Below are 22,466 nucleotides of genomic sequence, written 5' to 3'. Positions count from 1 at the left end.
TTTGAGGGTTGGTATGAGTCTCGTTTGCTGTCGTGAAGTTCCATGCAACTTTTACGCCGCCACCGCATTTTGGGCGGGTGCAATATCACCCCTGCGCCCCGAACCACGGAACGGCTGATGTCGGCGCGTCGTCTGGAGCTACGCCCAATCCCCACGATCCCGACCGCCGATCCCGAGGTGTTGTTTCCGAGCTACTATCTTTGCGATGGGTACAGTCCTGAATCCGTCGCCATGGCCGATGTCGGCTATGTAGTGGCCTGGTCCGCGTGGACCCAGGAAGCGGTCAGCGCCGCCGTCTACGGCCAGCGTTTCAACGCCAGCGCGAATATCATCGCTTAAACCGCGGCGTTTTCAATAGGCTGCCTCGGCGCCTTCATGAACAGCTCTGCGTCTTGCGCCAGACAGCCCGTGCTGACCGGTTGAGCGATGAAGACCGCACGCCACGGGCCGGATAACTATTTCGCGATCGGGGTGATGGTTTGCCAGCCGAGGTCGGTCAGGCCTTCCAACGGTTGGTAGCGCGCCTTGTAGTCCATCTTGGGCGAACCTTTGACCCAGTAGCCGAGATAGACATAGTCGTAGCCGGCGCGGGCGGCCTGATCGACGTGATCCAAAATGATATAGCGGCCCAACGAGCGCGTCATCAGATCAGGATCGTAGAAGCTGTAGACCAGCGACAGACCGTCATTCAGCGCATCCACAAGGACGCAGGCAATCAGCCGGCCGTCCATGCGGTATTCGATCAGATGGGTACGAACCAGGGTGTCCTCGACCATAGCCACAAGGTCGGGCCAGGTCATGTCCATCATGCCACCGTCGGGGTGGCGGGCTTTCAGATATTTTTGCAGCAGATCGAACTGTTCGCGGCTGGCCTCCGCCTCGACAAAGGTCTTGATGAGGTCGGCATTGACCTTGAGCACGCGCTTGTCGGATTTGGAGAACTCGTAGCGCCGCACGGGAATACGCACGCTCTGGCAGGCGCGACAGGTCTGGCAGGCCGGACGGTAGGCAATGTTTTGCGAACGCCGGAAACCAATGGCCGACAGTTGATCGTTGACACTGATCGCTTCAAGCGGCGGCAGGTGGACGAAGACCTTACGCTCCTCCTGACCCGGCAAGTAGGGGCAAGGACCGGGAATGGTCAGATAGTATCTGAGTTTTCGCCCTGGAAAATGCTCACTCATGGCCCTGTTACTCTACTGCCCTGCGCCGGGACTCGTGATCCTAGTTGAACCCAAATCCTAGCACGGGGCAAGATCATTTCGAAAGCTCTTCTGGTAATAGGCTTCGTGTGGCGCGCTACCCTTCACCAAACAAGGCTAGCGAACCTTTCGCGTTACGTTTCGGCATGAGGCTACAGGCCCGGGTTTTGTGGCAGGACCGGTGCTTCACGCAGCAGGACAATGGCAATGCGGCGATTGCCGGCCAGGGACGGATCGTCGGGATAGAGTGGTTCCTTGGCCGCCTTGCCAGAGACCTGGGCGATGCGATCCTGATCTACACCGGCCGACTGCAAAAGGGCGCGCGCTGAGTCCGCGCGTTGGGTCGACAGGCCCCAGTCTTTCGGGTTCTGGCCGCCCATGCCTGCGACGCCGGATGTGTGACCGGTGATCGAAACACGGTTGGGCAGGTTGGTGATGACCTTGGCGACCGCACGCAGCAGAAGCTTGGCGCGATCGTTGGGGACGGACGAGTTTTCGCCGAACATCGAACGACCTTCCTGGTCGACCAACTGGATGCGCAGGCCTTCCGGTGTTTGGTCGACAAGGATATTCTTCGACAATTCAGCCAGTTCCGGCATGTCTTGTAATGCCTGGCGCAGGGATTCGGCCGCCGACTGGAAGGATTCGTTTTCCCGCTTTTGCTGGTCGTCCAGGGTTTCCGAGGGCGATCCGGTGGTGGTCTGCTGGCCGGCGTCCTTGGACTGGCCGTCACGGTCCTGGGTGTCGGGTGGTTTAGGCGCCATCTGCTCGATAAAGGACATGGTGCCTTCGTTCTTGTCGCCATCGGTGCCCAGGGCGTTGCCGCCCAGGATGCCACCGGAACCTGAGGTCGATTGTGACACGTTGGCCGGGGCGAAATAGTCGGCGACGCCACGCTTTTGCTCGGGCGAGGTGGTGTTGATCAGCCACATCAGCAGAAAGAAGGCCATCATGGCCGTCACGAAGTCGGCATAGGCGACCTTCCAGGCGCCGCCATGGTGACCACCACCGCCGCCTTTCTTGATCTTCTTGATGATAATCGGAGCGTCGCGGCTGGCCATTCTCGGTCTCGATACATGCAGATTCGCTGACCTTAGCGGCGGTAAGGTTAAGAGGCGGTTGAGGCTATGGGTCTTGTACGGATTTTGCGTTGTTTTGGCGGGCGACCTGGGCTACCCGTGAACGCTCGGGCAAGGTACGGAACATCATGGATAGTAAAAGCTTACGGCATACTCTGGGGACGTTTGCGACGGGGGTGTGCGTGATGACGACGCCCAACCCAGACATGGCGAGCGGCCATGTGCTGGGGATGACGGCCAATTCGTTCAGTTCGGTATCGTTGGACCCGCCGCTGATCCAGTGGTGCATCGACGTCAAGGCGCATCGTTATCAGATCTATGCCGACGCCACCGTATTCGGTGTCAATATCCTCAGCGCCGGCCAGGAAGACCTGTCGCGCCGATTCGCCAAGCAGAACGCGCATATCGTTCCGGACGACATGTTGATGAGCGAAAAACATCCTTTGCGTATGAACCACGTCGTTGGTTTCCTGGCCTGCGATGTCTTTGACACCCGTATCGTCGGTGATCATCTGGTTATAGTGGGGCAGGTGACGTCCTTTGACATGGACGAGGCCCGTGAGGGGCTCACCTTCTTTCGCGGCAAATATGGCCAGATAGGGATAGTGTCATGAAGCTGTGTTTTGCCGGGTTGGGCGTTATGGGCGGCCCCATGGCCGGGCATCTGGTCCGCGCCGGGCATGAGGTCGTAGGGTTCAATCGCACATACGCGAAAGCCGTCGAATGGGCGGCGGCCCATGGCGCTTCGGCCCAGGCGCGACTCGAAGATGCCGTCGAGGGCGTTGATGCCTTGCTGCTCTGCGTCGGGCGCGACGAGGATGTGCTCGAGGCGGTAACAGCGGCACTGCCGGCGTTGAAACCGGGGGCTTTGATCGTCGACCACACCACGATTTCGGCGAAACTGACGCGTGAGCTCGCAGGTATAGTGCACGAAAAAGGTTGTGCTTTATATGACGCGCCTGTGTCGGGAGGTCAGGCTGGGGCGGTCAATGGTCAGTTGTCGATCATGGTCGGTGGCGAAGCGGACCGGTTCGGCGAGCTGGCGGACCTGGTCAGCCCCTATACCAAGTCCATCACCTATATCGGGCCGGCCGGGGCAGGGCAGATGACCAAGATGGCCAATCAGATCGCCATCGCCGGCGTCGTCCAGGGTGTGGCCGAAGCTCTTCATTTCAGCAAGTGCGCCGGTCTGGATCCTGAACTTGTCCTGCAGGCGATTTCCGCCGGCGCGGCCGGGTCATGGCAGATGTCCAACCGCTGGCCGACCATGAATGACGGCAAATACGATTTCGGTTTCGCCGTCGATTGGATGCGCAAGGACCTTGGCATAGCCTTGGACGAAGCGCGGTCGAACGGGGCGCATCTGGCTCTGGCGGCGCTGGTCGACCAGTTCTATAGCGAGGTTCAGGCCATGGGCGGAGCGCGATGGGACACGTCAAGTCTGCATGCCAGACTGGAAGCACGGCGGGAAAAATAACGCCGTCTGGACAAGACCCGGGATTCGTTCTTAGGTAAGGCGTCTGTTCCGGGGACCTTATGACACAATTTTTTGAGCTGACGGCCGAAAAGCAGGCCCTGGGGCCGCGCGGCCAGATTATCGGCGATGACCGCCTATTGATTCGTGCCGGGTTGATCCTGCTGGTGTTCATGACGGTATGGAAGCTCTATATCGCGCTGATCACCAACGTGCTGTGGGACGAGGCGCACTTCGTCATGTCGGGCGCGCATCCGGACCTGGCCTACCCCGATATTCCGGCGGGTTATCCTTGGCTGGCGCGGCTGATCACCTCTGTCGCTGGCTGGAGCATTCTACCACTGCGCTTAGTGTCGTTGGCGATTGCCACGGCGATTCCGTTTGCCGTCTGGTTCATGGCCAGGCCGGTGACCTCGCCGCGCAACGCGGTCTGGGCGGCCATCCTGGCGCTGCTGTGCCCCGCGGTGACCAATAACGGTCCGATCTTCTATCCGGAAGGTGGTTTGCAGTTGCTTCTGGCGCTGATGGCCGGATGCCTCCTGCGTGCCCTGATCGACGGACGGATGAAGTGGTGGATCTGGGCCGGTGTCTGCGCCGGGCTAGGGCTGCTGGTTCACTATCGCTTCGTGGTGCCGGGCTTGGCGGTCTTTGCCTTTCTGCTGGTCCATCCTCTGGGCCGCAGGCAGTGGACGCGACCGGGCCTGTACGTCACGGCCGGCCTGGCTCTGCTGGGGCTGTTGCCGTCGCTGATCTATAATGTCGCCAATGACTGGCCAGCCTTGCAGTTCCATGTGGTCCAGAGACCGCGCTATACGTTCAGCCTCGAATATGTCGTCGAGTTTGTCATGAAGCAGATATTCATGGCCAATCCCGTCTTCTTCTTCGCCATGGCCATGGGAGCCAAGGCCGCACTATGGGATGAGCGCGACAAGCCGGCGGCGCTTCTGGGGTATCTCGGCGTCGGCGTGTTCGCCTTCTACGCCGTCCAGGCTCTGTTCAACAAAAGCGTCATGCCGCACTGGCCCTGGCTTGCCTTTGTGCCGCTGCTGGCCTTGGCGCCGGGCGTCCTGATCGGTTTCGCCGATCGCGCAGCCTCTGCGAAGTCGCGAACCTTCCGCACCGCTCTGATCGCTCTGGGGCCTGCACTCACCGTCGTCTTCGCCGGTCTCATCACCTTAATGCAGTATGTGAACGCCAATGAGGCCACCGTGCCTTACAGCTTGCGCGGACTCGACAGTTCAAAGCACGAGAACTGGGCCCTGGTCGAGCCAAACCTGTCCGACGCTGTGGCGCGAGCCGAGGCCCGATTTGGTTCGGAGGTCGCCATTGCCGTCAACGGTCACGCCAGTGCCGTGCATCTGGAATTCCCGGCCGTGAAGGGGCGCCAAGTCTATACCCTGAACGACCCGGACGATCTTAAGACGCGTTTTGTACAGGCCCGCAGCCAGTGGAATCTCGATCGTGCCGCCCTGGTGCAGGGGCACGCCGGCGAGGGCGTCGTTCTGGTGTTGAACTCACCCGACTACGTCTATCATGAGGGTGACGGCCAGGTGGAATTCTATAAGGATGTCTGTGGCTTATTCGATGATATCGAACCTTTTGGCGTAACTGAGCTGCCGCCTGGACGGGTGGCGCTTCATCTGTACACAGCGCGGGTCAGGGCAACGCCAAAGCCTTTTGCCGGGCCGTGCGTCTTCCTGCCTTCGCTCTACATCGGCCAGCCCATGCGCGGCGCCTTCCTGACGACGGAGGAAGATGGCAACTATTTCGGCGTGGCCGCCGATTCGATCGGAATCACCAAAGTCGATGTCATCATCGATGGCCAGGTGGTGGCGCCAACGCGCTATGGCCTGGATCCGGAGGGCGCGCGTATGCCGGATGTCCTGGCCTTCGACCCCAACTATCCGAGGGTTCAGTTCGACTTCAAATTCCCGGCAGGCGCCCTGAAGCCCGGAGACCACAAGCTGTCGATTCGGGCGACGCGTAGCGACGGAAGCACGGTGGACAGCCTGCCGCGGACGATTTACGTCAAGTGATCAGGCAGGCGTCGGGTTGAGGATCGCGTCGGCCCGGTCGCGCTGTTCGGGCGACAGTCTGGCTGCCACCTTGGCCGCCAATGAGGTCGCTTTTTCAAGGCCTGACATCTCGGCAAGCTTCAGCCAGACAAAGGCGAGGACCAGGTCCTCGCTTCCGCCTTCGCCGTTCATCAGCATCACGGCGAGATTGAACATGGCATCCGGCTCGCCGTTATTGGCCGCGACTTCGAACCATTTGCGTGCCATGTTCAGGTCCTTGTCCAGGAGTTCTCCGCTGTAGAAGTAGGTGGCCAGTGCATTCTGGGCGGCGGGCTGGTCCTTCAGCGCGGCCTCTTTGTAGTAGACCAGGGCTTTCGCAGAATCCTGGGGCAGGGTGTCGCCGAGGTCGTACATCCGGCCGACCTCGTACAGGGCGTCGGGATGGCCGCCGCTGGCCGCCGCCATCAGCCATCGGGCCGCCAGTTTGCGGTCCTCCGGCACGCCTTCGCCCGCATAGTAGATCAGGCCCAGTTCGTACTGGGACGGGGTAAAGCCAAATTCGCCGGCACGCTCGTAGTATTTGATCGCCTTGTCCACATTGACCGGGACTTCCAGGCCGTTCTGGTAAATCTGGCCCAGGATATGCGCGGCGGGGATGAAACCGATGCTGTAGGCCTTCTCGAACCATTTGCGCGCTTCCTTTGGGTCGCGCGGCACGCCGGCACCGGTCAGGTAGATGCTCGCCAAGGTCATGGTCGCGTTGGCCCGGGTGCTCATGGCAAAGGGGGCGGCCGGATCGAAAATTTCCTCGTCCTTCGGATCGAACCGCGCCTCAGCTACCTTCTTTAGCCAGAAGATGCCTTTTTCGACGTCGGCCGGCGCGCCCAGGCCGGCCAGATACATCTTGGCCAACATGAAGGCGGCCTCGTCATAGCCAATCTTCTGGTAGGATTTTTCGAACAATTCCAGAGCCTTGGGGTAGTCACCTGAGTCAAAGACTACGAAGGCCTGGGTCAGGGTTTTGTCGTGGCGCAGAATGGAATTACGGCCGGAGGCTGCGGCGACATCGGCTTGCGTACAGCCGCCCGGCGTGGTCGAGGTAACGCGATCACCGGGTGAACTGCCCTGGCCGTTATTGTCCTGGGATGCACTGCCAAAGGGCGCGACATCGCGAACGCGAGCCCCCGGACGCAGAGGGTCGGTTTCATCGCCGCCCGGATCATTGATGGCGGTATCGCGATTGCCGCCGAAATGTTCGAGATAGTCCTGCATGACATCTTCGTCGTAGGGACTGAACCCGCGCATAAAGGCGCAGGAACTGCCAGAGCGGGCGTCGATGCGCACGCTCTTGCGGTCTCGGCGAATCTTTTTGCCCTGTATGACAACGGCCTGGGCGTTGGGAACGGACGATGTTTCGGGTGCCGCCGGCCTATCCTGCGCCGGTGAGGGGCTTGCGGCGAAGACCCACGCCGCAGCCAGCGGCAGCACGGCAATACGATAGGTTTTCAGCATGACGGTCTTCCCCCTGTTGTCAGGGGAACAATGGCTTACAGTGCCCGACCGTCAAGCGAAAATGTTTATCCGTGATTGAAGTTGATCAATTGCGCAGGAGTTGGGCGACATGCTTGGCAAAGTAGGTCAGGATGCCCGAAGCTCCGGCGCGCTTGAAGGCCAGCAGGGTTTCCAGCGCGGCGCGGTCGTGGTCCATGAAGCCCTTTTCGACGGCGGCCTTGATCATAGCGTACTCGCCGCTGACCTGGTAGACGAAGGTCGGCACCTTGAACGTTTCCGAAACGCGCTGAACGATGTCGAGATAGGGCAGGCCCGGCTTGACCATGACCATGTCGGCGCCTTCGGAGATGTCGATGGCAACCTCGCGCACGGCTTCGTCGCTGTTGGCCGAATCCATCTGGTAGGTCTTCTTGTCACCCTTCAGCGCCTTGACGCCGATCGCGTCGCGGTAGGGGCCGTAGAAGGCCGAAGCGTATTTGGCGGCATAGGACATGATCAGCGTGTCGTGGTGGCCGGTGGCCTCCAGGGCGTTGCGAATGGCGCCGATACGGCCATCCATCATGTCGGACGGGGCGACGATGTCGGCGCCGCCTTCGACCTGGACCAGGGTCTGCTGGATCAGCATCTCGACCGTGGCGTCATTGACGATCTTGCCGTCGACAAGCAAGCCGTCGTGGCCGTGATCGGTATAGGGGTCCAACGCGACATCGACCAGAAGACCGATGTCGGGCACTTCGGATTTGATGGCTCGGCAGACCGTCGGGATCAGACCGTTGGGGTCGATGGCGGCCTTAGCGTCGACGGTGCGCAGCCGTTCGTCAAGGTGCGGGAACAGGGCCAGGACCTTGATGCCGAGATCGCGGGCCTCTTTGGCTTCTTTGACCGCCTCAGTGATGCTGAGCCGATCGACGCCTTGCAGCGACCTAATCGGTTCACGCGCAATGTCGCGGTCATGCACAAAGATCGGCCAGATCAGATCGGAGACATGCAGCCGGTTTTCGGCGACCAGGTCGCGACTCCAGGCGGATTGTCGTAGCCGGCGCGGGCGGGCCAAAGGGTAGGGGGCAAGGACAGGAGTGAAGCTCATGGAGTCGCTTTAAGCCGAACGGGCAGGCTTGCCAAGAGGATCCAGCGCCAGAACGATCCGTCCGGTGCATCCGACCTGATACGGACGGCGTATAGTGGGAGAGGCCTTTCCCCGGCGGTTAAGGTTTGCCGTCTTGCGCAAATCGGCGGAACACACCACATGGGTCAGGAAGCGATAAACCGTGACACTTTTATCTCCCGTCACCGGTGACGCGCATCTGATGTTAAGACTCTGTTGAGTACGCGCGCTTAGGCTCCTAAGCTTGGGTTGAGGCGGCGGCTGAGTCTTGTGAAGGAGTTATGATGTTAGAAACCCTGACCATTCCCGTCCTGCCGCTGCGCGACATTGTTGTCTTCCCGCACATGGTGGTGCCGCTGTTCGTCGGCCGTGAGAAGTCCGTGCATGCGCTCGACGAGGTCATGCGTGGCAATAAGCAGATCCTGCTGGCCACCCAAAAGAATTCTTCCGACGATGATCCCGATACCGACGCCATCTACGAAATCGGCGTACTGGCTAACGTGTTGCAACTGCTGAAACTGCCCGATGGCACCGTCAAGGTGCTGGTCGAAGGCAAGGCGCGCGCCCGAATCAAGCGCTTCGTCGGCACCGATAAATATTATGAAGCCGAAGCCTATGTGCTGGAGGCCAACCTGTCGGAAGGTCCGGACCTGGAAGCCCTGGTTCGCGCCGTGTCGGAGCAGTTCGAAAACTATATCAAGCTGAACAAGAAGATTCCGCCGGAAGCGCTTCAGGCGATTGGCGAAATTACCGATCCGGGTACGCTGGCCGACTCGATTTCGGCGCATCTGGTCGTCAAGATCGGCGAGAAGCAGGGGCTGCTGGAGCAGCTTTCCGTTACCAAGCGGCTGGAGAAGATCTACGCCCTGATGGAAGGTGAAATCTCCGTCCTGCAGGTCGAAAAGAAGATCCGCTCGCGCGTCAAGCGCCAGATGGAGAAGACCCAGCGAGAATATTATCTCAACGAGCAGATGAAGGCCATCCAGCGCGAACTCGGCGAACAGGACGAGGGCAAGGATGAGCTGGCCGATCTCGAAAAGAAGATCAAGGGTACAAAACTCAGCAAGGAAGCCCGCACCAAGGCCATGGCCGAGCTGAACAAGCTGCGGCACATGTCGCCGATGTCGGCCGAAAGCACGGTTGTGCGCAATTATCTTGACTGGCTGTTGTCGATCCCCTGGGGTGCGTCCAAGCCCAAGCCGATCGACCTGCAAAAGGCCGAAGACACGCTGGAAGCCGATCACTATGGCCTGGACAAGGTCAAGGAGCGCATCCTGGAGCACTTAGCTGTCCAGGCGCGCATGGGAACGCTGAAAGGCCCAATCCTGTGTCTGGTCGGTCCTCCGGGCGTCGGCAAGACCTCGCTGGGCAAGTCGATTGCCAAGGCCACCGGCCGTGATTTCGTCCGCATCTCGCTGGGCGGCGTGCGTGACGAGTCGGAAATCCGGGGTCACCGCCGGACCTATATCGGCTCCATGCCGGGCAAGATCATCCAGTCGATGAAGAAGGTGAAGACAACCAACGCCTTCTTCCTGCTGGACGAAATCGACAAGATGGGCGCCGACTGGCGCGGCGATCCCGCTTCCGCTTTGCTGGAGGTGTTGGACCCCGCCCAAAACTCGACCTTCAATGACCACTATCTCGAGGTCGATTACGACCTGTCGAAGATCATGTTTGTCACCACGGCCAATTCGCTCAACATGCCGCAGCCGCTGCTGGATCGCATGGAAATCATCCGCATCCCGGGTTACACCGAAGATGAAAAGGTCGAGATCGCCAAGCGGCACGTCCTGCCGACCCTGATGAAGGACCATGGCCTTACGGTCGAAGAATTCGTCGTGCCGGAAAGCGCTATTCGCGACATCATTCGCTATTACACCCGCGAAGCCGGTGTTCGGTCGCTGGAACGTGAACTGAGCAACCTGGCGCGCAAGGTCATACGCGATTTGGTCCGTGAAAAGGTCAAGTCGATCACCATCGACGACGAACGTCTGGCCAAATATTCCGGCGTCAAGAAGTTCCACTACGGTGCCACCGACGAGACCGACCAGGTCGGGATTGTCACCGGGCTGGCGTGGACCGAATTCGGCGGCGATATTCTGACCATCGAAGCCATCAAGATGGCGGGCAAGGGCGGTATGAAGGTGACCGGTAACCTCAAGGAAGTGATGAAAGAATCCGTCTCGGCGGCCAACTCCTACGTCCGCGCCCTGGGGCCGCGATTCGGTATCATTCCGCCGGTGTTTGACAAGACCGACGTCCACGTTCACGTCCCCGAAGGCGCTACGCCCAAGGACGGTCCATCGGCCGGCGTCGCGATGGCCACCGCTATGGTCTCCGTCCTGACCGGCATTCCGGTGCGCAAGGACCTGGCCATGACCGGTGAGATCACCCTGCGCGGCCGCGTTCTACCGATCGGTGGCCTGAAGGAAAAGCTCCTGGCGGCCCTGCGTTCGGGCATCAAGACAGTTCTTATTCCCAAGGAGAACGAGAAGGACCTGATCGAACTGCCGGCGAACGTCAAATCGGGGCTGGAGATCATTCCCGTGGCCCTGGTCGAGGATGCGCTGAAACATGCCCTGACCAGGCCACTGACGCCGGTAGAATGGATAGAGCCTGTGATTGCGGCCACAGCGACGGCGACAGCCGTGGATGAGGTTGACGCGGCGACGGCGCACTGAGATCTGCCGTTTCAATTGGATTGACAGGAGCCGCACAGTGATGTGCGGCTCTTTTTCCATTGGGCCCGAATAGACACCTGGCTTGCTCCGTCCACAGCGCATCCGTCGAATCAGCATCCCTTTAACCACAAGGCTTTGGGCCAAAATGGGCGGTCGCCAACAGGCATGAGACTCCAATTCCCGCCATTTTCCCGGAACGGGGCAGTCAAAAGGGCGTGAAAACCCGCAAACCCTTTAAAAAACACGGTTTGCAGTGCAACAAATGGTGATAATTGCTTTGACGCTTGTTAATTTTTGTAGTCTCTATCGGCCTCACCCGCCGGCGACTCAAAGCCTTGCTGTACAAGCACCGTCGGGAGCCTGAAGCTAACCGCCCGATCGTGGGTAAGGGAGAAAATAAAATGACGAAAGCTGAACTCGTGGCCGCCATCGCCGATCAGGCCGGTCTGACCAAGGATCAAGCCAAGAAGGCGCTCGACGCTTTCACCGACTCCGTCGTCGGCGCCCTGAAGAAGGGTGACGATGTCCGCCTCGTTGGCTTTGGTACCTTCCTCGCCGTCAAGCGCGAAGCTGGCACCGCCCGCAACCCGCGCACCGGTGAAACCGTGCAGCGTCCGGCCTCCGTCACCGCGCGCTTCCGCGTCGGTGAAGGCCTGAAGGGCGCTCTGAACTAAGGTTTTTACCTGAGCTCAGGTTTATCAGGAGCCGTTTCCGCTAGCTGCGGAAACGGCTCTTGACTTTTGAGGGAGGTCACGGCAAACGGAGCGTCCCTTTGCAGACTGGAAAGGGCGATTAGCTCAGCTGGTAGAGCGGCTCGTTTACACCGAGTAGGTCGGCGGTTCGAACCCGTCATCGCCCACCAGGGCCGCAGGCCCTGGACCCGGAATCGCTATAGCGTTGCTATGGGCTTAAACTGAACCCACTGACAAATTACTCTCCACCTCTCGTTTGCGCTTCGAACGCAATTCACACTCGTTCACCCGTCCCCCCAAGAGCTAGGAGGAGAGTGATATCTTACAACTGCATTAATACTGCAGATCCGCTCGCACAGGGCGGTGATCTGAGCCGATCGGTTCCAGAACCCTGAAACGGCCGGCCCTCATCTTTTGTGTAAGGATATGGTCGATCTGGATGCCCAGGAAGGCGGCGCCCACGGGCCAGGTATAGGCCGCGCCCGAGCCCGAAGGCCATTGCCAGCGATCCTTCACCAGCGGCCGGATGTTCGACGACCACAGGGTCGTGTTGAAATCCCCGGCCAGAACGACCGGCTTGGTTTCCAGGCGGGCGACCTCGGCCAGTTGCTGAAGGTAGACGCCGTTTTCCGTCGCCTTGTCCGATGAGCCCGGCGGCATAGGATGGACCGCGTAGACGACGTAAGTGTCGAACTCTGCCCGGATCAGCGGCAGGCGTTCGCCCCCCAGTTCGAGAACCTCAGCCTTCATCGGTGATTTGGCGTGGACGCTCAGGCCGAAGGCCCCGCGTCCGGGAATCGTCTGGCTGTAAGGGTAGAGGTCATTCAGGCTTTGGAGTTGCAGGATCCACTCCGAGTCGGTCTCGCTGGCCACCACGACGTCGGCGCTTTCGCGCCGGATCACGTCTTCGACGCGGTCGTAGTCGCTGTTGCGGTAGAGGACGTTCAGCGACAGGATGGTCAGATTGGCGGTGTCGGGCGCCGGTAGGACCTGGCGGCCGAACCAGCGTAGCGCCATGGGTGTCGCATTCAGGGTGGCAACAGCGCCCACCGCCAGGGTCAGCTTCCAGGACAGGAAGGGCAGGCTGGCCACAGCCAGGACCAAGGTTCCCACAAGGATCTGTGGCCGGAACGGCGCCAGCATTTCGCCGGGCCAGGGCAGCAGGCTAAGGAGGATGACGAAGGCCGAAAGCCCGCCAAGCAGGCACAGGCCGATGAAGCAAAAACGGCGCATGAAATCCCCCTAAAAAAAGAAGCCCTTTCCGGCGTGCGGAAAGGGCTTCGATCACAACATCAGTGTCAGCATTTTAAAACTGGAACCGGGTCCGCAGCGCGATGCTGTAGTTGGTGTAGGTGTCCTGCTTTTCGTAGTCGCCTTCGATGCCGAAATAGCTCCACTCGTTATCGGCCGAGACGCGGAAGCCGGCGATCGGACCGCCACCTTCCAGGTCGCCACCCGTCAGGGTGAAAGGCGTCCCGTTCTTGAAATTGGCAACGGTGTTGGCGATTTCCGCCGAGATGTTCTGCTTGTAACCGAACCACAGTTCCGGCTTCAGGAAGAAGCGGCCATAGCTGAAGTTCAGCATGGCGGTTGACGACAGCAGGTGGCTGTCGCGTTCGCTAACGGTCAGGTCGAAATAGTCACCGCCGCCAGCTTCAGCGTGCTCTTCTTCGCTCAGAGCGTAGTAGTCGGCCAACACCATCGGCGTGATGCTGATCTTGCCCAACTGGTAGTCGACCGATGCGCCGACGCCACCGCTATAGGAGAAGCCGCCCCACTCCGCCTTGGACGTGTAGGCGAGGGTGGAATTCTGACGCAGCGATTCGAAATTGGTGAAACCGACACCGGCATGGGCCCAGCCCTTGAAGGCGCCGGTCTTCAGACGCCAGTAGCCGCCGACCGTGACATCGGAGTTGATCATCTCCTCTTCGCTGATGGCGAAGGTGTCAGTCGGGGTGGCAGCTGTGTAGGAGAGGTAGAAGCCAACCGTCTGGTTGCCGTAGACCTCGGCTTCGCGTCCGCCGGCGAAGCTGAAGCCGGTCGATTCGAAGCCCGCCGTATCGGCGTAGTCGCGCTTGGTCTGGTAGCCGTATTCCTGCAGCCAGTACTGGCCGGCGCCATTGCCAGGGATCAGGGTCAGCGAACCCAGCGAGCGGTTCAGCGAGGCCGAGCCCAGGGACAAACCAAGGATGTTTTCGCCGGAATAGTCGGGCAGGTACTGGTTATAGACCCGGTCAAAACCTTCGCGGGTATATTCCGTCAAGACGGCCTTCGAACCCAGGGCATCCTGCCCCATGACGGTCAGAACCGGGATGAGAGCGGCATACTGGTTGTCGGAATACTGCGCTTCGGACTGGGTCTTCAGACGGACGTTGGCCTTCAGGGCCTCACCGCCGCCGGTCACCGCCGCCTTGGACAGGTCGGTACTGTAGATGTAAGGAATACGGGTGGTTACCGTGCCGAGGCTTATCGTCGAGGTCGTCGTCAAGACGGTGAAAGACGTGGGCGCCGTGAAAACCTTGGTGGGTCTGACATCCACCGTAGAACCATTGGCAAAGGTCACCGCGCCGGAACCCGTGAACAGTTGCGACGCCGGGCTGTCGGGGTTCAGGACCACGCCCAGCGTACTGGCCGCGCCGACATTGAACGTCGTCGTGTTGAGGTTGGTGCCGGTATTGAAGAACGCGATACCGTCGCTGATATCCACAGCCACCGATCCGGTTCCGGTCGCCTTACCGATGAAGCTGGACTTGCCGGCAAGCGTAAAGGTGTTGTCGCCGGAGCCGAAGTCGACATTGCCGATCAGGCTGGCTTTGGTGAGCGCCAAGCTATCATTACCAGCGCCCAAATTGATGTTGCCGCCAATAAGGCCGCCATTCGACGAAACACTGTCGTTGCCGGAGCCCAACAGGATGTCACCGATAATGAACGGGGCGGGAATCTTATTGTCCGCCTCGGTGTCGGCGGGGGCGATATCGACCTGACTGAGGGTCAGACCCACCGTATTATTACGGGTATCGATGGCAATACCAGGCGTGGCGATTGTGTCCATGACCTGGTCACCATTATCGTCCGTGCCGGTAACCGTGGCGTTGATGCCCGCATTGTTGGTGATCGTCGTCAGGGTATTGGATTGATCGCGAATAGCGATCGCCGTGTTCTGCGACCCCACCGAGGTAGCGTAGACGCTACCGCCCTTCTTGATATTGATGGTCGGCAGCGTGGCGCCGGCAGCTATGTCGATACCGCGGGCATGGCCGGGCACTGCATCGTAGGTCGTCGTTGGCGTTGTACCGGTGGTCGTGGTGGTGAGAAGGTCGCGTTCGGCAGCACCGCGGATGGCGCCTTCGACGTCGAGCAGGGGGGTCGTGGCGCCGGCGCCGAACAGGAGCGCTGTGGCGGTGCCGCCAAAGGCGCTGCCGACGACCGTGCCGCGGACCTGGACACCATTAGCGAGGGTCACGCTGTGGCCCCCGGCAACGCCGCCAAGTTGAACGCCGGTGGCGTTGACATTTCGGAAGACGCCCTGACCGGTCACCGTGCCGCCGATAGACAGGGCGTAGTTGATGGCAGGGGGCGTGACCGCTTTGCTGTTATAAACGAGGCCGCCGATCGTCAGGTCCTGGGTAGTCGAGGCGATCCGCAGTGCCGGGGCAGAACCGTAGCTGTTCAACGCGGCGTTGGACTGGTTGGTGTCAACAATACCGTTGCCGTCTTCGTCGTCATTGGTGGTGTCGACAATGGTTCCAGCCAGTGTCGAGCCTATTTGAATGCCTTTATCGACATTGCCGGCGATATCGACGAGGACGCCGGACTGATAAAGGTCGGACGGCGTCGCCAGGATCTTCTTCATGGCTTCATTGCCGGGCCGCTCGGTAACGGCGTATCCCGTAGCCGAGTAGCTGCCGTCGATAATCACTGCGCCGTCGAATTCCCCCTTCAGCACGACAGCCGAGCTATCCTTACCATGGGTCGCGATCGCGCCGCTGAGGTAGGTCGTGCCGGTGACGCCGTTTTCCAGCGACACGCCGACATTATTGTCGCCGTCCATCTTGATGCTGCCGTCCATGGTGAAGTTACCCTGGACATTATTTTCAAAACGAATCGCGTAGGAGTTCTTGCCTTCGACCTGAATGGTGTTGACCGGTGCCGCTAACGGCGTGGCGGCGCCGGATTTGAACTCGAAATTGCCGATAAACGGAGTAGCACCCGTCGAGCGGATGCCGTAGCGCTGCGCTTCGTCGGCATAAGGCGCTTCAAGGATGCCGTCTCCGTTTGTGTCAACGACGGTGAAGTTATCGCCGACTGTAATATTGGCATTGATCGTCAGGTCGGCCGTGCGGCCGCCATCGACCAGGATCGCGGTCGATCCCGCAGCCGACTTCAGCATGTCGATCTTGCCGTTCAGCGTGACGTCATTGTCGGAGTTGACCGTAATGGCTGTCCCGCTGGTCAGGGTAATGCTGCCCGCCGTGGTGACGGTCAGGTCGCCGGCCGTCGTCGTATTGACTGGCGCCGTTGTCGCCGTCGAGATCGTCGTGGCCGCAAGAGCGGGGCCGGTCAGGCTCAAGGCCGCAAGCGTCATGCTCAGAGCGGTTGCGGTCATAAGTCGGTTTTTGCGCATATGCATAAGCTTCCCTGAGGTGCTCTTCGTGACGATTCATATAGTCGGACGATGTGTATCGTCCGAAAGTGCCAGTGCCACCTATTAACCTCAAAAGGCGCAGGCGGAAAGGTGCGCGTCACAGATTCGTAACGTTCCATCACCTTTCCGCCACAGGCGGTCGATTTGGGTGTCAAACTTGAAAACAAACAGGGCGTAATTATGGCGCCGGTGACATGAAGGCCATGATTCCCCAAGCCCTGTCACGCAACTGCGTCACAGAGTGCTTGTAGTCAGAGAAATCGGATTTCCAGGGAGGGGAGGGATGCGATTACCACCCGGTGAGGGGTGGCGCGAGTGACGGGGCTCGAACCCGCGACCTTCGGCGTGACAGGCCGACACTCTAACCAACTGAGCTACACCCGCATCCCTTATCTTCGTTGGCGTCGCCGCCCGTCGAAGAGGTGTGCTTGATAGGCGGGGCGCTTTTCTGTGTCAAGCGTGATGTCACGAATAATTCGACAAACTGTGGAAACTTTTCGCGTATATGCGAATGACATTCATGAACATTTCCTTGCTGCGCCATTTCGCTGCAACGCGAACGGAAAAAATAAAGAAAATGGCCAAATCACGGTTTTTTCGCACCGCAATGGTTTGAAGCGCGGCGCAGACTGGTCTAATACGCAGGTGTTCTGAGTCCGCCGCATCGTTAACGCGGCGCTTGTCGGCTGCGTAGAGGTGCCCTTCATGAATGACGAAATGGCCAAGTTCCTTTTGAACTACTTGCCGGTCATCATCTTTTTCGGGATTGCCACGGCTTTGGGGTTGGGCTTTCTGATTGCCGCCCTGGTCATGGCGCCCAAGGCGCCGGATACAGAAAAGCTCTCGGCCTATGAATGCGGGTTTCCCGCCTTCGATTCGGCGCGTCAAAAGTTCGATGTCCGATTCTATCTGGTGTCGATCCTGTTCATCGTCTTCGATATCGAAGCCGCCTTCCTGTTTCCGTGGGCCGTGTCGCTGTTCGACATGACGCCGTCGGGGATGCAGTACGCCTTCTGGACGATGATGATCTTCCTGGCCGAACTGGCGCTCGGCTATGTCTATGTGTGGAAAAAGGGAGCCCTGGAATGGGAGTGATCATACCTGCGGGCTCAGCGGGACGTTCCTCAGTCGAGGGCTACGATCCGGCGGTCCACGACAAGTTTTTCGAATCGGTGTCAGCAGAACTGGATGCCAAGGGTTTCCTTGTCGCCTCAGCCGATGACGTCATTACCTGGGCGCGCACCGGCTCGCTGATGTGGATGACGTTCGGCCTGGCATGCTGCGCCGTCGAAATGATGCAGGCCTCGATGCCGCGATACGATATGGAGCGTTTCGGCATGGCCCCGCGGGCGTCGCCGCGCCAGTCCGACCTGATGATTGTTGCCGGTACGTTGACGAACAAGATGGCGCCGGCCCTGCGTAAGGTCTACGACCAGATGCCCGATCCGCGCTATGTCCTGTCGATGGGCAGTTGCGCCAACGGCGGCGGCTATTACCATTATTCTTATAGTGTCGTGCGCGGCTGCGATCGTATCGTGCCCGTTGATGTCTATGTTCCGGGCTGCCCGCCATCGGCTGAAGCCCTGCTGTACGGCCTTCTGCAATTGCAGAAGAAGATTCGCCGTACCGGCAATATCCGTCGCTAGGGGAGGAGGGCGCGTGTCGAACGAAAAACTGCAAACCCTCGCCGAACGGGCGCAAGCCGAGTTCAAGGAAGCGATTCTGGAGACGAAGTTCGCCTTCGGTGAGTTGACGCTGACGGTATCGCGCGAGCGCATCGTCGAGATCTTAAGCAAGCTGAAGCAGGAGCCTTATCGCTTCCATCAGTTGATCGACCTGTGCGGGGCGGACTATCCCAAGCGCGCTGAGCGTTTCGACGTCGTCTATCACCTGCTGTCGCTGAATCATAATGTACGTCTGCGCGTTAAGGTGACGACCGACGAAATCGTTCCGGTGCCCAGCGTGCGTTCGGTTTATCCCAATGCCGACTGGTATGAGCGCGAAGCCTTTGACATGTACGGCATGCTGTTTTCGGGGCACCCGGACCTTCGTCGGCTGCTGACCGATTACGGTTTCTCGGGCTATCCGCTGCGCAAGGACTTCCCGATGACCGGTCACGTTGAGGTGCGTTACGACGAAGAGCAGAAGCGCGTGGTGTATGAGCCCGTGAAGCTGACCCAAGAATATCGCAAGTTCGACTTCCTGTCGCCGTGGGAGGGTGCAAGCTACGTCCTTCCGGGCGACGATAAGGCTAAGCCTTAAGTCGGTTGAACGCAAAAAGTAGTTGAGGGCTAAGGATTTTTCCTATGGCAGATGATGTAACATCTCAGGTCGGACACAAGGGCGAGGACGATCGTAAGTTCACGATCAACTTCGGTCCGCAGCACCCTGCGGCCCACGGCGTGCTGCGTCTGGTCCTCGACCTGGACGGCGAAATCGTCGAACGCGTCGACCCGCATATCGGCCTGCTGCACCGCGGCACCGAGAAGCTGATGGAATCGCGCACCTACCTGCAGAATATTCCTTACTTCGACCGCCTCGATTACGTCGCGCCGATGAACCAGGAACACGCCTTCTGCCTGGCCATTGAAAAGCTTCTGGGCCTCGATGTTCCCAAACGCGCGCAGTATATCCGGGTTATTTTCTCGGAAATCGGCCGCATCCTTTCGCACCTGCTGAACGTGACGACCCAGGCCATGGACGTCGGTGCCCTGACGCCACCGCTATGGGGCTTCGAAGAGCGCGAAAAGCTGATGGTGTTCTATGAGCGCGCCTGTGGTGCGCGCCTGCACGCCAACTATTTCCGCCCCGGCGGTGTCCACCAGGACCTGCCACCGGAATTGATCGAAGACATCATCGCGTGGTGCAAGTACTTTCCCAAGCCGCTGGCCGATATCGAGACCCTGGTTACCGAAAATCGAATCTTCAAGCAGCGTAACGTCGACATCGGCGTGGTTAGCAAGGAGCAGGCCTTCGACTGGGGCTTCACCGGCGTTTTGATCCGCGGTTCGAATGTCGCTTGGGACCTGCGCAAATCGCAGCCCTACGAGTGTTATGCCGAACTGGAGTTCGACATCGTCCTGGGCAAGAACGGCGATTGCTGGGACCGCTATCTCTGCCGCATCGAAGAGATGAAGCAGTCTGTCAAAATCATGCTGCAATGTCTTGACAAGCTTAAGCAAACGCCGGGCGAGGTGTTGTCGCGTGACCATAAGGTAACGCCGCCGCGCCGCGCCGAGATGAAGAATTCGATGGAAGCGTTGATCCATCACTTCAAGCTGTACACCGAAGGCTTCAAAACGCCGGAAGGCGAGGTCTACGCCGCTGTCGAAGCGCCCAAGGGTGAATTCGGCGTCTATCTGGTGTCCGACGGCACCAACAAGCCCTATCGTTGCAAAATTCGCGCGCCGGGCTTCCCACACCTGCAGGCCATGGACTGGCTGAACCGCGGCCACTTGCTGGCTGACGTGTCCGCCATTCTGGGCTCGCTCGACATCGTGTTCGGGGAGATCGACCGGTGATCGTGCAAATTCGACTGTGTTCGACCGGCTTTGGGTTCAAAGCCGTTTTCAAGAGTAGAGAGGCCTGATGTCCGTACGTCGTCTCGCGGCGGTACAGCCGGCCAGTTTCGCCTTTTCTCCGGAAACCATGGAGAAGGCCAACTGGTGGATCGCCAAATATCCGGAAAATCGCCGCCAGAGCGCGGTGATTCCTATCCTGTGGCTGGTGCAGAAGCAGGAAGGCTGGGTCAGCGAGCCCGCCATTTCCGCCATCGCGCGGCTGCTGGGCATGCCGCAGATCCGGGTTTATGAGGTCGCCACCTTCTACACCATGTTCATGTTGGAGCCGGTCGGCTCAGCGGCGCTGATCCAGGTGTGCGGCACGACGCCGTGCATGCTGCGCGGTTCGGATGCGCTTATGGCCGTCTGCAAGGCCAAGATTGGCCCCAAAGACAAGCTGTCGGCCGACGGCCTGTTCACCTGGCAGGAGGTTGAATGCCTGGGCGCGTGTTGCAATGCACCGATGGCGCAGATCAACGACTATTTCTACGAAGACCTGACGGCCGAAAACATGGTCCAGATCATCGACGACTTCGCCGCCGGCAAGACGCCTGCGCCCGGCCCATACAACGGACGCAAGACGTCGGAACCGCTGGGCGGTGCCACGACCCTATCCGATTCGAAGCTTTACGACGGCTCCGCCGCCAAGGCGATCAAGATCCCCAACGCTCCGGAGAAGGCATAATGGTCGGTATTCTGGAAGACAAGGATCGCATCTTCACCAACCTTTACGGCTTCCATGACTGGGGTCTGGAAGGCGCCAAGCAACGTGGCTGCTGGAACGCGACGCGGGACATTTTGTCCTACGGCGCACCGTGGATCATCGACAACGTCAAAAACTCCGGCCTGCGCGGCCGCGGTGGCGCGGGGTTCTCGACCGGGCTGAAGTGGTCCTTCATGCCGAAAGAGGTCAAGGATCGCCCGCATTATCTTGTAGTCAATGCCGACGAGTCGGAACCCGGCACGTGTAAAGACCGCGAAATTATGCGCCATGATCCGCATCTGCTGATCGAAGGCTGTCTGATCGCGTCGTTCGCGATGCAGGCCCATGCCTGCTACATCTATCTGCGCGGCGAATACATCCTGGAGCGCGAGCGTCTGGAAGCCGCCGTCAAGCAGGCCTATGAGGCCAAGCTGATCGGCAAGAACAACGTCCATGGCTGGGACTTCGACGTCTATGTCCACCATGGCGCCGGCGCCTATATCTGTGGCGAAGAGACCGCCTTGCTGGAATCGCTGGAAGGCAAGAAGGGCCAGCCTCGCCTGAAGCCGCCGTTCCCGGCCGGTTCGGGTTTGTATGGCTGCCCGACCACGGTCAATAACGTCGAATCCATCGCTGTGGTCGGTACCATTCTGCGCCGTGGCGCGGCGTGGTTCGCCTCTTTCGGCGCGCCGAACAATACCGGCACCAAGCTGTTCTGCATCTCGGGCCACGTCGAGCGGCCTTGCAATGTCGAAGAAGCCATGTCGATCCCCTTCCGCAAGCTGATCGAAGATCACTGCGGCGGTATCCGCGGTGGCTGGGGCAATCTGAAGGCCGTCATCCCGGGCGGGTCGTCCGTGCCGATGATCCCGGCCGAACAGTGCGAAAACCTGGCCATGGATTTCGACACACTGCGCAACCTCAAGTCCGGCCTGGGCACCGCAGCGGTGATCGTCATGGACAAGTCGACCGACCTGATCCGCGCCATTGCCCGCCTCAGCTACTTCTACAAGCATGAATCCTGCGGCCAATGCACGCCATGCCGTGAAGGCACCGGTTGGATGTGGCGGGTGATGGAGCGCATGGTGAAGGGTGACGCCGAGCCTTCGGAAATCGACACTCTTCTGGAAGTCACGACTCAGGTCGAAGGCCATACCATCTGCGCGCTGGGCGACGCGGCGGCGTGGCCGATCCAGGGATTGATCCGTCACTTCCGTCCGGAAATTGAAGCGCGTATCGCGGCCTACCGGTCGCGTCGGGCTATCCATACCGGCCATGTGATTGCGGCGGAATAGGAGCGGGACATGCGCGGCAAGGTTCTCAGCTACAACGGTTCGACGGGCGTGATCAGCGGTGATGATGGACGTCGTTACACGTTTTCGGCCGCCGACCTTGGCGATGGCGTCAGCTATGTGCCGGCGGGCTCAGCCGTGGATTTTGAAGTCGTTGGCGATACGGCAACCAGCATCTACGTGATCGTCACCGCACTGGGTGAAAAGAACAAATGGATTGCCGCCCTGCTGTGCTTCTTTTTCGGCTGGTTCGGGGTGCACAAATTCTATCTCGGCAAGACCAATGCCGGCATCATCATGGCGCTGTGCGGCACGATTGGCTGGATCGTGGTGATACCGGGTTTGGTCGTCGCGTTCATCTCGTTCATCGAGTTGATCATCTATCTGGTGAAGAGCGACCAGAGTTTTTATGAGGACTATGTTGCTGGGAATCGTTCCTGGTTCTAGCAACAGGTTTGGAAGGCGGAAAATTTCGATTTTTCCGCGTCTTGTTTAAATGTTTTGAG

Annotated in this window: 19 protein-coding genes and 2 tRNA genes; 14 read left to right on the top strand and 7 right to left on the bottom strand. The window is 59.7% G+C overall.

What is annotated here, in order from left to right:
• The first annotated feature begins 42 nt into the window (after window positions 1–42).
• Window positions 43–339, top strand: coding sequence for a hypothetical protein (locus ABI_RS17770; protein ID WP_157138982.1), 297 nt, complete (start codon window positions 43–45; stop codon window positions 337–339).
• A 116-nt stretch (window positions 340–455) separates the two neighbouring features.
• On the opposite strand, the gene ABI_RS17765 is transcribed toward ABI_RS17770, so the two are convergent.
• Together ABI_RS17765 and ABI_RS17760 are read right to left on the bottom strand one after the other, a co-directional pair.
• Window positions 456–1,184, bottom strand: a complete 729-nt coding sequence (locus tag ABI_RS17765; protein WP_040309578.1) for an arginyltransferase — start codon at window positions 1,182–1,184, stop codon at window positions 456–458.
• A gap of 170 nt (window positions 1,185–1,354) precedes the next feature.
• A complete protein-coding gene (locus tag ABI_RS17760) occupies window positions 1,355–2,263 on the bottom strand; it encodes a flagellar motor protein MotB (RefSeq protein WP_040309577.1) in 909 nt (302 codons plus the stop codon).
• Between the two features lie 146 nt (window positions 2,264–2,409).
• Here ABI_RS17760 and ABI_RS17755 point away from each other — a divergent pair, with 146 nt between their 5' ends.
• From ABI_RS17755 to ABI_RS17745, 3 genes are read left to right on the top strand one after another with little or no spacing between them, the layout of a single operon-like run.
• Window positions 2,410–2,895 (top strand): flavin reductase family protein, encoded by a 486-nt coding sequence (locus tag ABI_RS17755; protein ID WP_040309576.1) that lies wholly within the window; start codon window positions 2,410–2,412, stop codon window positions 2,893–2,895.
• Entirely contained in the window at window positions 2,892–3,758 is an 867-nt protein-coding gene (locus ABI_RS17750; protein WP_006274431.1) for an NAD(P)-dependent oxidoreductase, read from the top strand. Before ABI_RS17755 ends, ABI_RS17750 begins: the two co-directional genes overlap by 4 nt.
• 59 nt (window positions 3,759–3,817) lie before the next feature.
• Complete coding sequence (locus ABI_RS17745) at window positions 3,818–5,791, top strand: glycosyltransferase family 39 protein (protein ID WP_040309575.1); 1,974 nt, start codon at window positions 3,818–3,820, stop codon at window positions 5,789–5,791.
• Here ABI_RS17745 and ABI_RS17740 read toward each other — a convergent pair whose 3' ends face one another.
• Together ABI_RS17740 and hemB are read right to left on the bottom strand one after the other, a co-directional pair.
• Window positions 5,792–7,282, bottom strand: coding sequence for a tetratricopeptide repeat protein (locus ABI_RS17740; protein WP_006274430.1), 1,491 nt, complete (start codon window positions 7,280–7,282; stop codon window positions 5,792–5,794).
• An 85-nt stretch (window positions 7,283–7,367) separates the two neighbouring features.
• Window positions 7,368–8,369, bottom strand: coding sequence for a porphobilinogen synthase (gene hemB, locus ABI_RS17735; protein WP_040309574.1), 1,002 nt, complete (start codon window positions 8,367–8,369; stop codon window positions 7,368–7,370).
• A gap of 302 nt (window positions 8,370–8,671) precedes the next feature.
• Between hemB and lon the strand changes: the two genes are divergently transcribed.
• The 3 genes from lon to ABI_RS17720 all read left to right on the top strand — a co-directional run bounded on the left by lon (window position 8,672) and on the right by ABI_RS17720 (window position 11,930).
• Window positions 8,672–11,068 carry an endopeptidase La gene (lon, locus tag ABI_RS17730; protein WP_006274428.1) on the top strand — a complete coding sequence of 799 codons (2,397 nt, stop codon included), beginning with the start codon at window positions 8,672–8,674 and terminating at the stop codon, window positions 11,066–11,068.
• 401 nt (window positions 11,069–11,469) lie between these two features.
• Complete coding sequence (locus tag ABI_RS17725; protein WP_023448659.1) at window positions 11,470–11,742, top strand: HU family DNA-binding protein; 273 nt, start codon at window positions 11,470–11,472, stop codon at window positions 11,740–11,742.
• A gap of 112 nt (window positions 11,743–11,854) precedes the next feature.
• A tRNA-Val gene (locus tag ABI_RS17720) sits at window positions 11,855–11,930 on the top strand.
• A 163-nt stretch (window positions 11,931–12,093) separates the two neighbouring features.
• Here ABI_RS17720 and ABI_RS17715 read toward each other — a convergent pair.
• The 3 genes from ABI_RS17715 to ABI_RS17705 form a co-directional block, all read right to left on the bottom strand.
• Complete coding sequence (locus ABI_RS17715) at window positions 12,094–12,993, bottom strand: endonuclease/exonuclease/phosphatase family protein (RefSeq protein WP_006274427.1); 900 nt, start codon at window positions 12,991–12,993, stop codon at window positions 12,094–12,096.
• 73 nt (window positions 12,994–13,066) lie between these two features.
• Window positions 13,067–16,366 carry an autotransporter outer membrane beta-barrel domain-containing protein gene (locus ABI_RS17710; protein WP_245531388.1) on the bottom strand — a complete coding sequence of 1,100 codons (3,300 nt, stop codon included), beginning with the start codon at window positions 16,364–16,366 and terminating at the stop codon, window positions 13,067–13,069.
• Window positions 16,367–16,712: 346 nt separating this feature from the next.
• Window positions 16,713–16,789, bottom strand: a tRNA-Asp gene (locus tag ABI_RS17705).
• A gap of 333 nt (window positions 16,790–17,122) precedes the next feature.
• Here ABI_RS17705 and ndhC point away from each other — a divergent pair.
• The 7 genes from ndhC (at window position 17,123) to ABI_RS17670 (ending at window position 22,407) form a co-directional block, all read left to right on the top strand.
• Window positions 17,123–17,500 (top strand): NADH-quinone oxidoreductase subunit A, encoded by a 378-nt coding sequence (ndhC, locus tag ABI_RS17700; protein ID WP_006274424.1) that lies wholly within the window; start codon window positions 17,123–17,125, stop codon window positions 17,498–17,500.
• Entirely contained in the window at window positions 17,470–18,051 is a 582-nt protein-coding gene (locus ABI_RS17695; RefSeq protein WP_169313749.1) for a NuoB/complex I 20 kDa subunit family protein, read from the top strand. The genes ndhC and ABI_RS17695 overlap by 31 nt, the downstream gene beginning before the upstream one ends.
• 13 nt (window positions 18,052–18,064) lie before the next feature.
• Window positions 18,065–18,667 (top strand): NADH-quinone oxidoreductase subunit C, encoded by a 603-nt coding sequence (locus ABI_RS17690; protein WP_006274421.1) that lies wholly within the window; start codon window positions 18,065–18,067, stop codon window positions 18,665–18,667.
• Window positions 18,668–18,711: 44 nt separating this feature from the next.
• On the top strand, window positions 18,712–19,926 hold the full coding sequence (locus tag ABI_RS17685; RefSeq protein WP_006274420.1) for an NADH-quinone oxidoreductase subunit D: 1,215 nt from the start codon (window positions 18,712–18,714) through the stop codon (window positions 19,924–19,926).
• Between the two features lie 67 nt (window positions 19,927–19,993).
• A complete protein-coding gene (gene nuoE / locus ABI_RS17680) occupies window positions 19,994–20,650 on the top strand; it encodes an NADH-quinone oxidoreductase subunit NuoE (protein WP_006274419.1) in 657 nt (218 codons plus the stop codon).
• Window positions 20,650–21,963: an NADH-quinone oxidoreductase subunit NuoF gene (gene nuoF / locus ABI_RS17675; protein WP_006274418.1), complete on the top strand. Its 1,314-nt coding sequence runs from the start codon at window positions 20,650–20,652 to the stop codon at window positions 21,961–21,963. The genes nuoE and nuoF overlap by 1 nt, the downstream gene beginning before the upstream one ends.
• A 9-nt stretch (window positions 21,964–21,972) precedes the next feature.
• Window positions 21,973–22,407 carry a TM2 domain-containing protein gene (locus tag ABI_RS17670; RefSeq protein ID WP_006274417.1) on the top strand — a complete coding sequence of 145 codons (435 nt, stop codon included), beginning with the start codon at window positions 21,973–21,975 and terminating at the stop codon, window positions 22,405–22,407.
• The last annotated feature ends 59 nt before the right edge of the window (window positions 22,408–22,466 follow it).

Source organism: Asticcacaulis biprosthecium C19 (genome assembly GCF_000204015.1).
Lineage (GTDB): Bacteria > Pseudomonadota > Alphaproteobacteria > Caulobacterales > Caulobacteraceae > Asticcacaulis > Asticcacaulis biprosthecius.
The sequence above is the reverse complement of the archived record's forward strand: the minus strand, read 5'-3'. Positions and strand labels throughout refer to the sequence as shown.

Bases quoted from the DNA above. Each gene is read 5' to 3' on its own strand.
- ABI_RS17770 (WP_157138982.1), top strand. From the start codon at position 43: ATGCAACTTTTACGCCGCCACCGCATTTTGGGCGGGTGCAATATCACC.
- ABI_RS17765 (WP_040309578.1), bottom strand. From the start codon at position 1,184: ATGAGTGAGCATTTTCCAGGGCGAAAACTCAGATACTATCTGACCATT.
- ABI_RS17760 (WP_040309577.1), bottom strand. From the start codon at position 2,263: ATGGCCAGCCGCGACGCTCCGATTATCATCAAGAAGATCAAGAAAGGC.
- ABI_RS17755 (WP_040309576.1), top strand. From the start codon at position 2,410: ATGGATAGTAAAAGCTTACGGCATACTCTGGGGACGTTTGCGACGGGG.
- ABI_RS17750 (WP_006274431.1), top strand. From the start codon at position 2,892: ATGAAGCTGTGTTTTGCCGGGTTGGGCGTTATGGGCGGCCCCATGGCC.
- ABI_RS17745 (WP_040309575.1), top strand. From the start codon at position 3,818: ATGACACAATTTTTTGAGCTGACGGCCGAAAAGCAGGCCCTGGGGCCG.
- ABI_RS17740 (WP_006274430.1), bottom strand. From the start codon at position 7,282: ATGCTGAAAACCTATCGTATTGCCGTGCTGCCGCTGGCTGCGGCGTGG.
- hemB (WP_040309574.1), bottom strand. From the start codon at position 8,369: ATGAGCTTCACTCCTGTCCTTGCCCCCTACCCTTTGGCCCGCCCGCGC.
- lon (WP_006274428.1), top strand. From the start codon at position 8,672: ATGTTAGAAACCCTGACCATTCCCGTCCTGCCGCTGCGCGACATTGTT.
- ABI_RS17725 (WP_023448659.1), top strand. From the start codon at position 11,470: ATGACGAAAGCTGAACTCGTGGCCGCCATCGCCGATCAGGCCGGTCTG.
- ABI_RS17715 (WP_006274427.1), bottom strand. From the start codon at position 12,993: ATGCGCCGTTTTTGCTTCATCGGCCTGTGCCTGCTTGGCGGGCTTTCG.
- ABI_RS17710 (WP_245531388.1), bottom strand. From the start codon at position 16,366: ATGACCGCAACCGCTCTGAGCATGACGCTTGCGGCCTTGAGCCTGACC.
- ndhC (WP_006274424.1), top strand. From the start codon at position 17,123: ATGGCCAAGTTCCTTTTGAACTACTTGCCGGTCATCATCTTTTTCGGG.
- ABI_RS17685 (WP_006274420.1), top strand. From the start codon at position 18,712: ATGGCAGATGATGTAACATCTCAGGTCGGACACAAGGGCGAGGACGAT.
- nuoE (WP_006274419.1), top strand. From the start codon at position 19,994: ATGTCCGTACGTCGTCTCGCGGCGGTACAGCCGGCCAGTTTCGCCTTT.
- nuoF (WP_006274418.1), top strand. From the start codon at position 20,650: ATGGTCGGTATTCTGGAAGACAAGGATCGCATCTTCACCAACCTTTAC.
- ABI_RS17670 (WP_006274417.1), top strand. From the start codon at position 21,973: ATGCGCGGCAAGGTTCTCAGCTACAACGGTTCGACGGGCGTGATCAGC.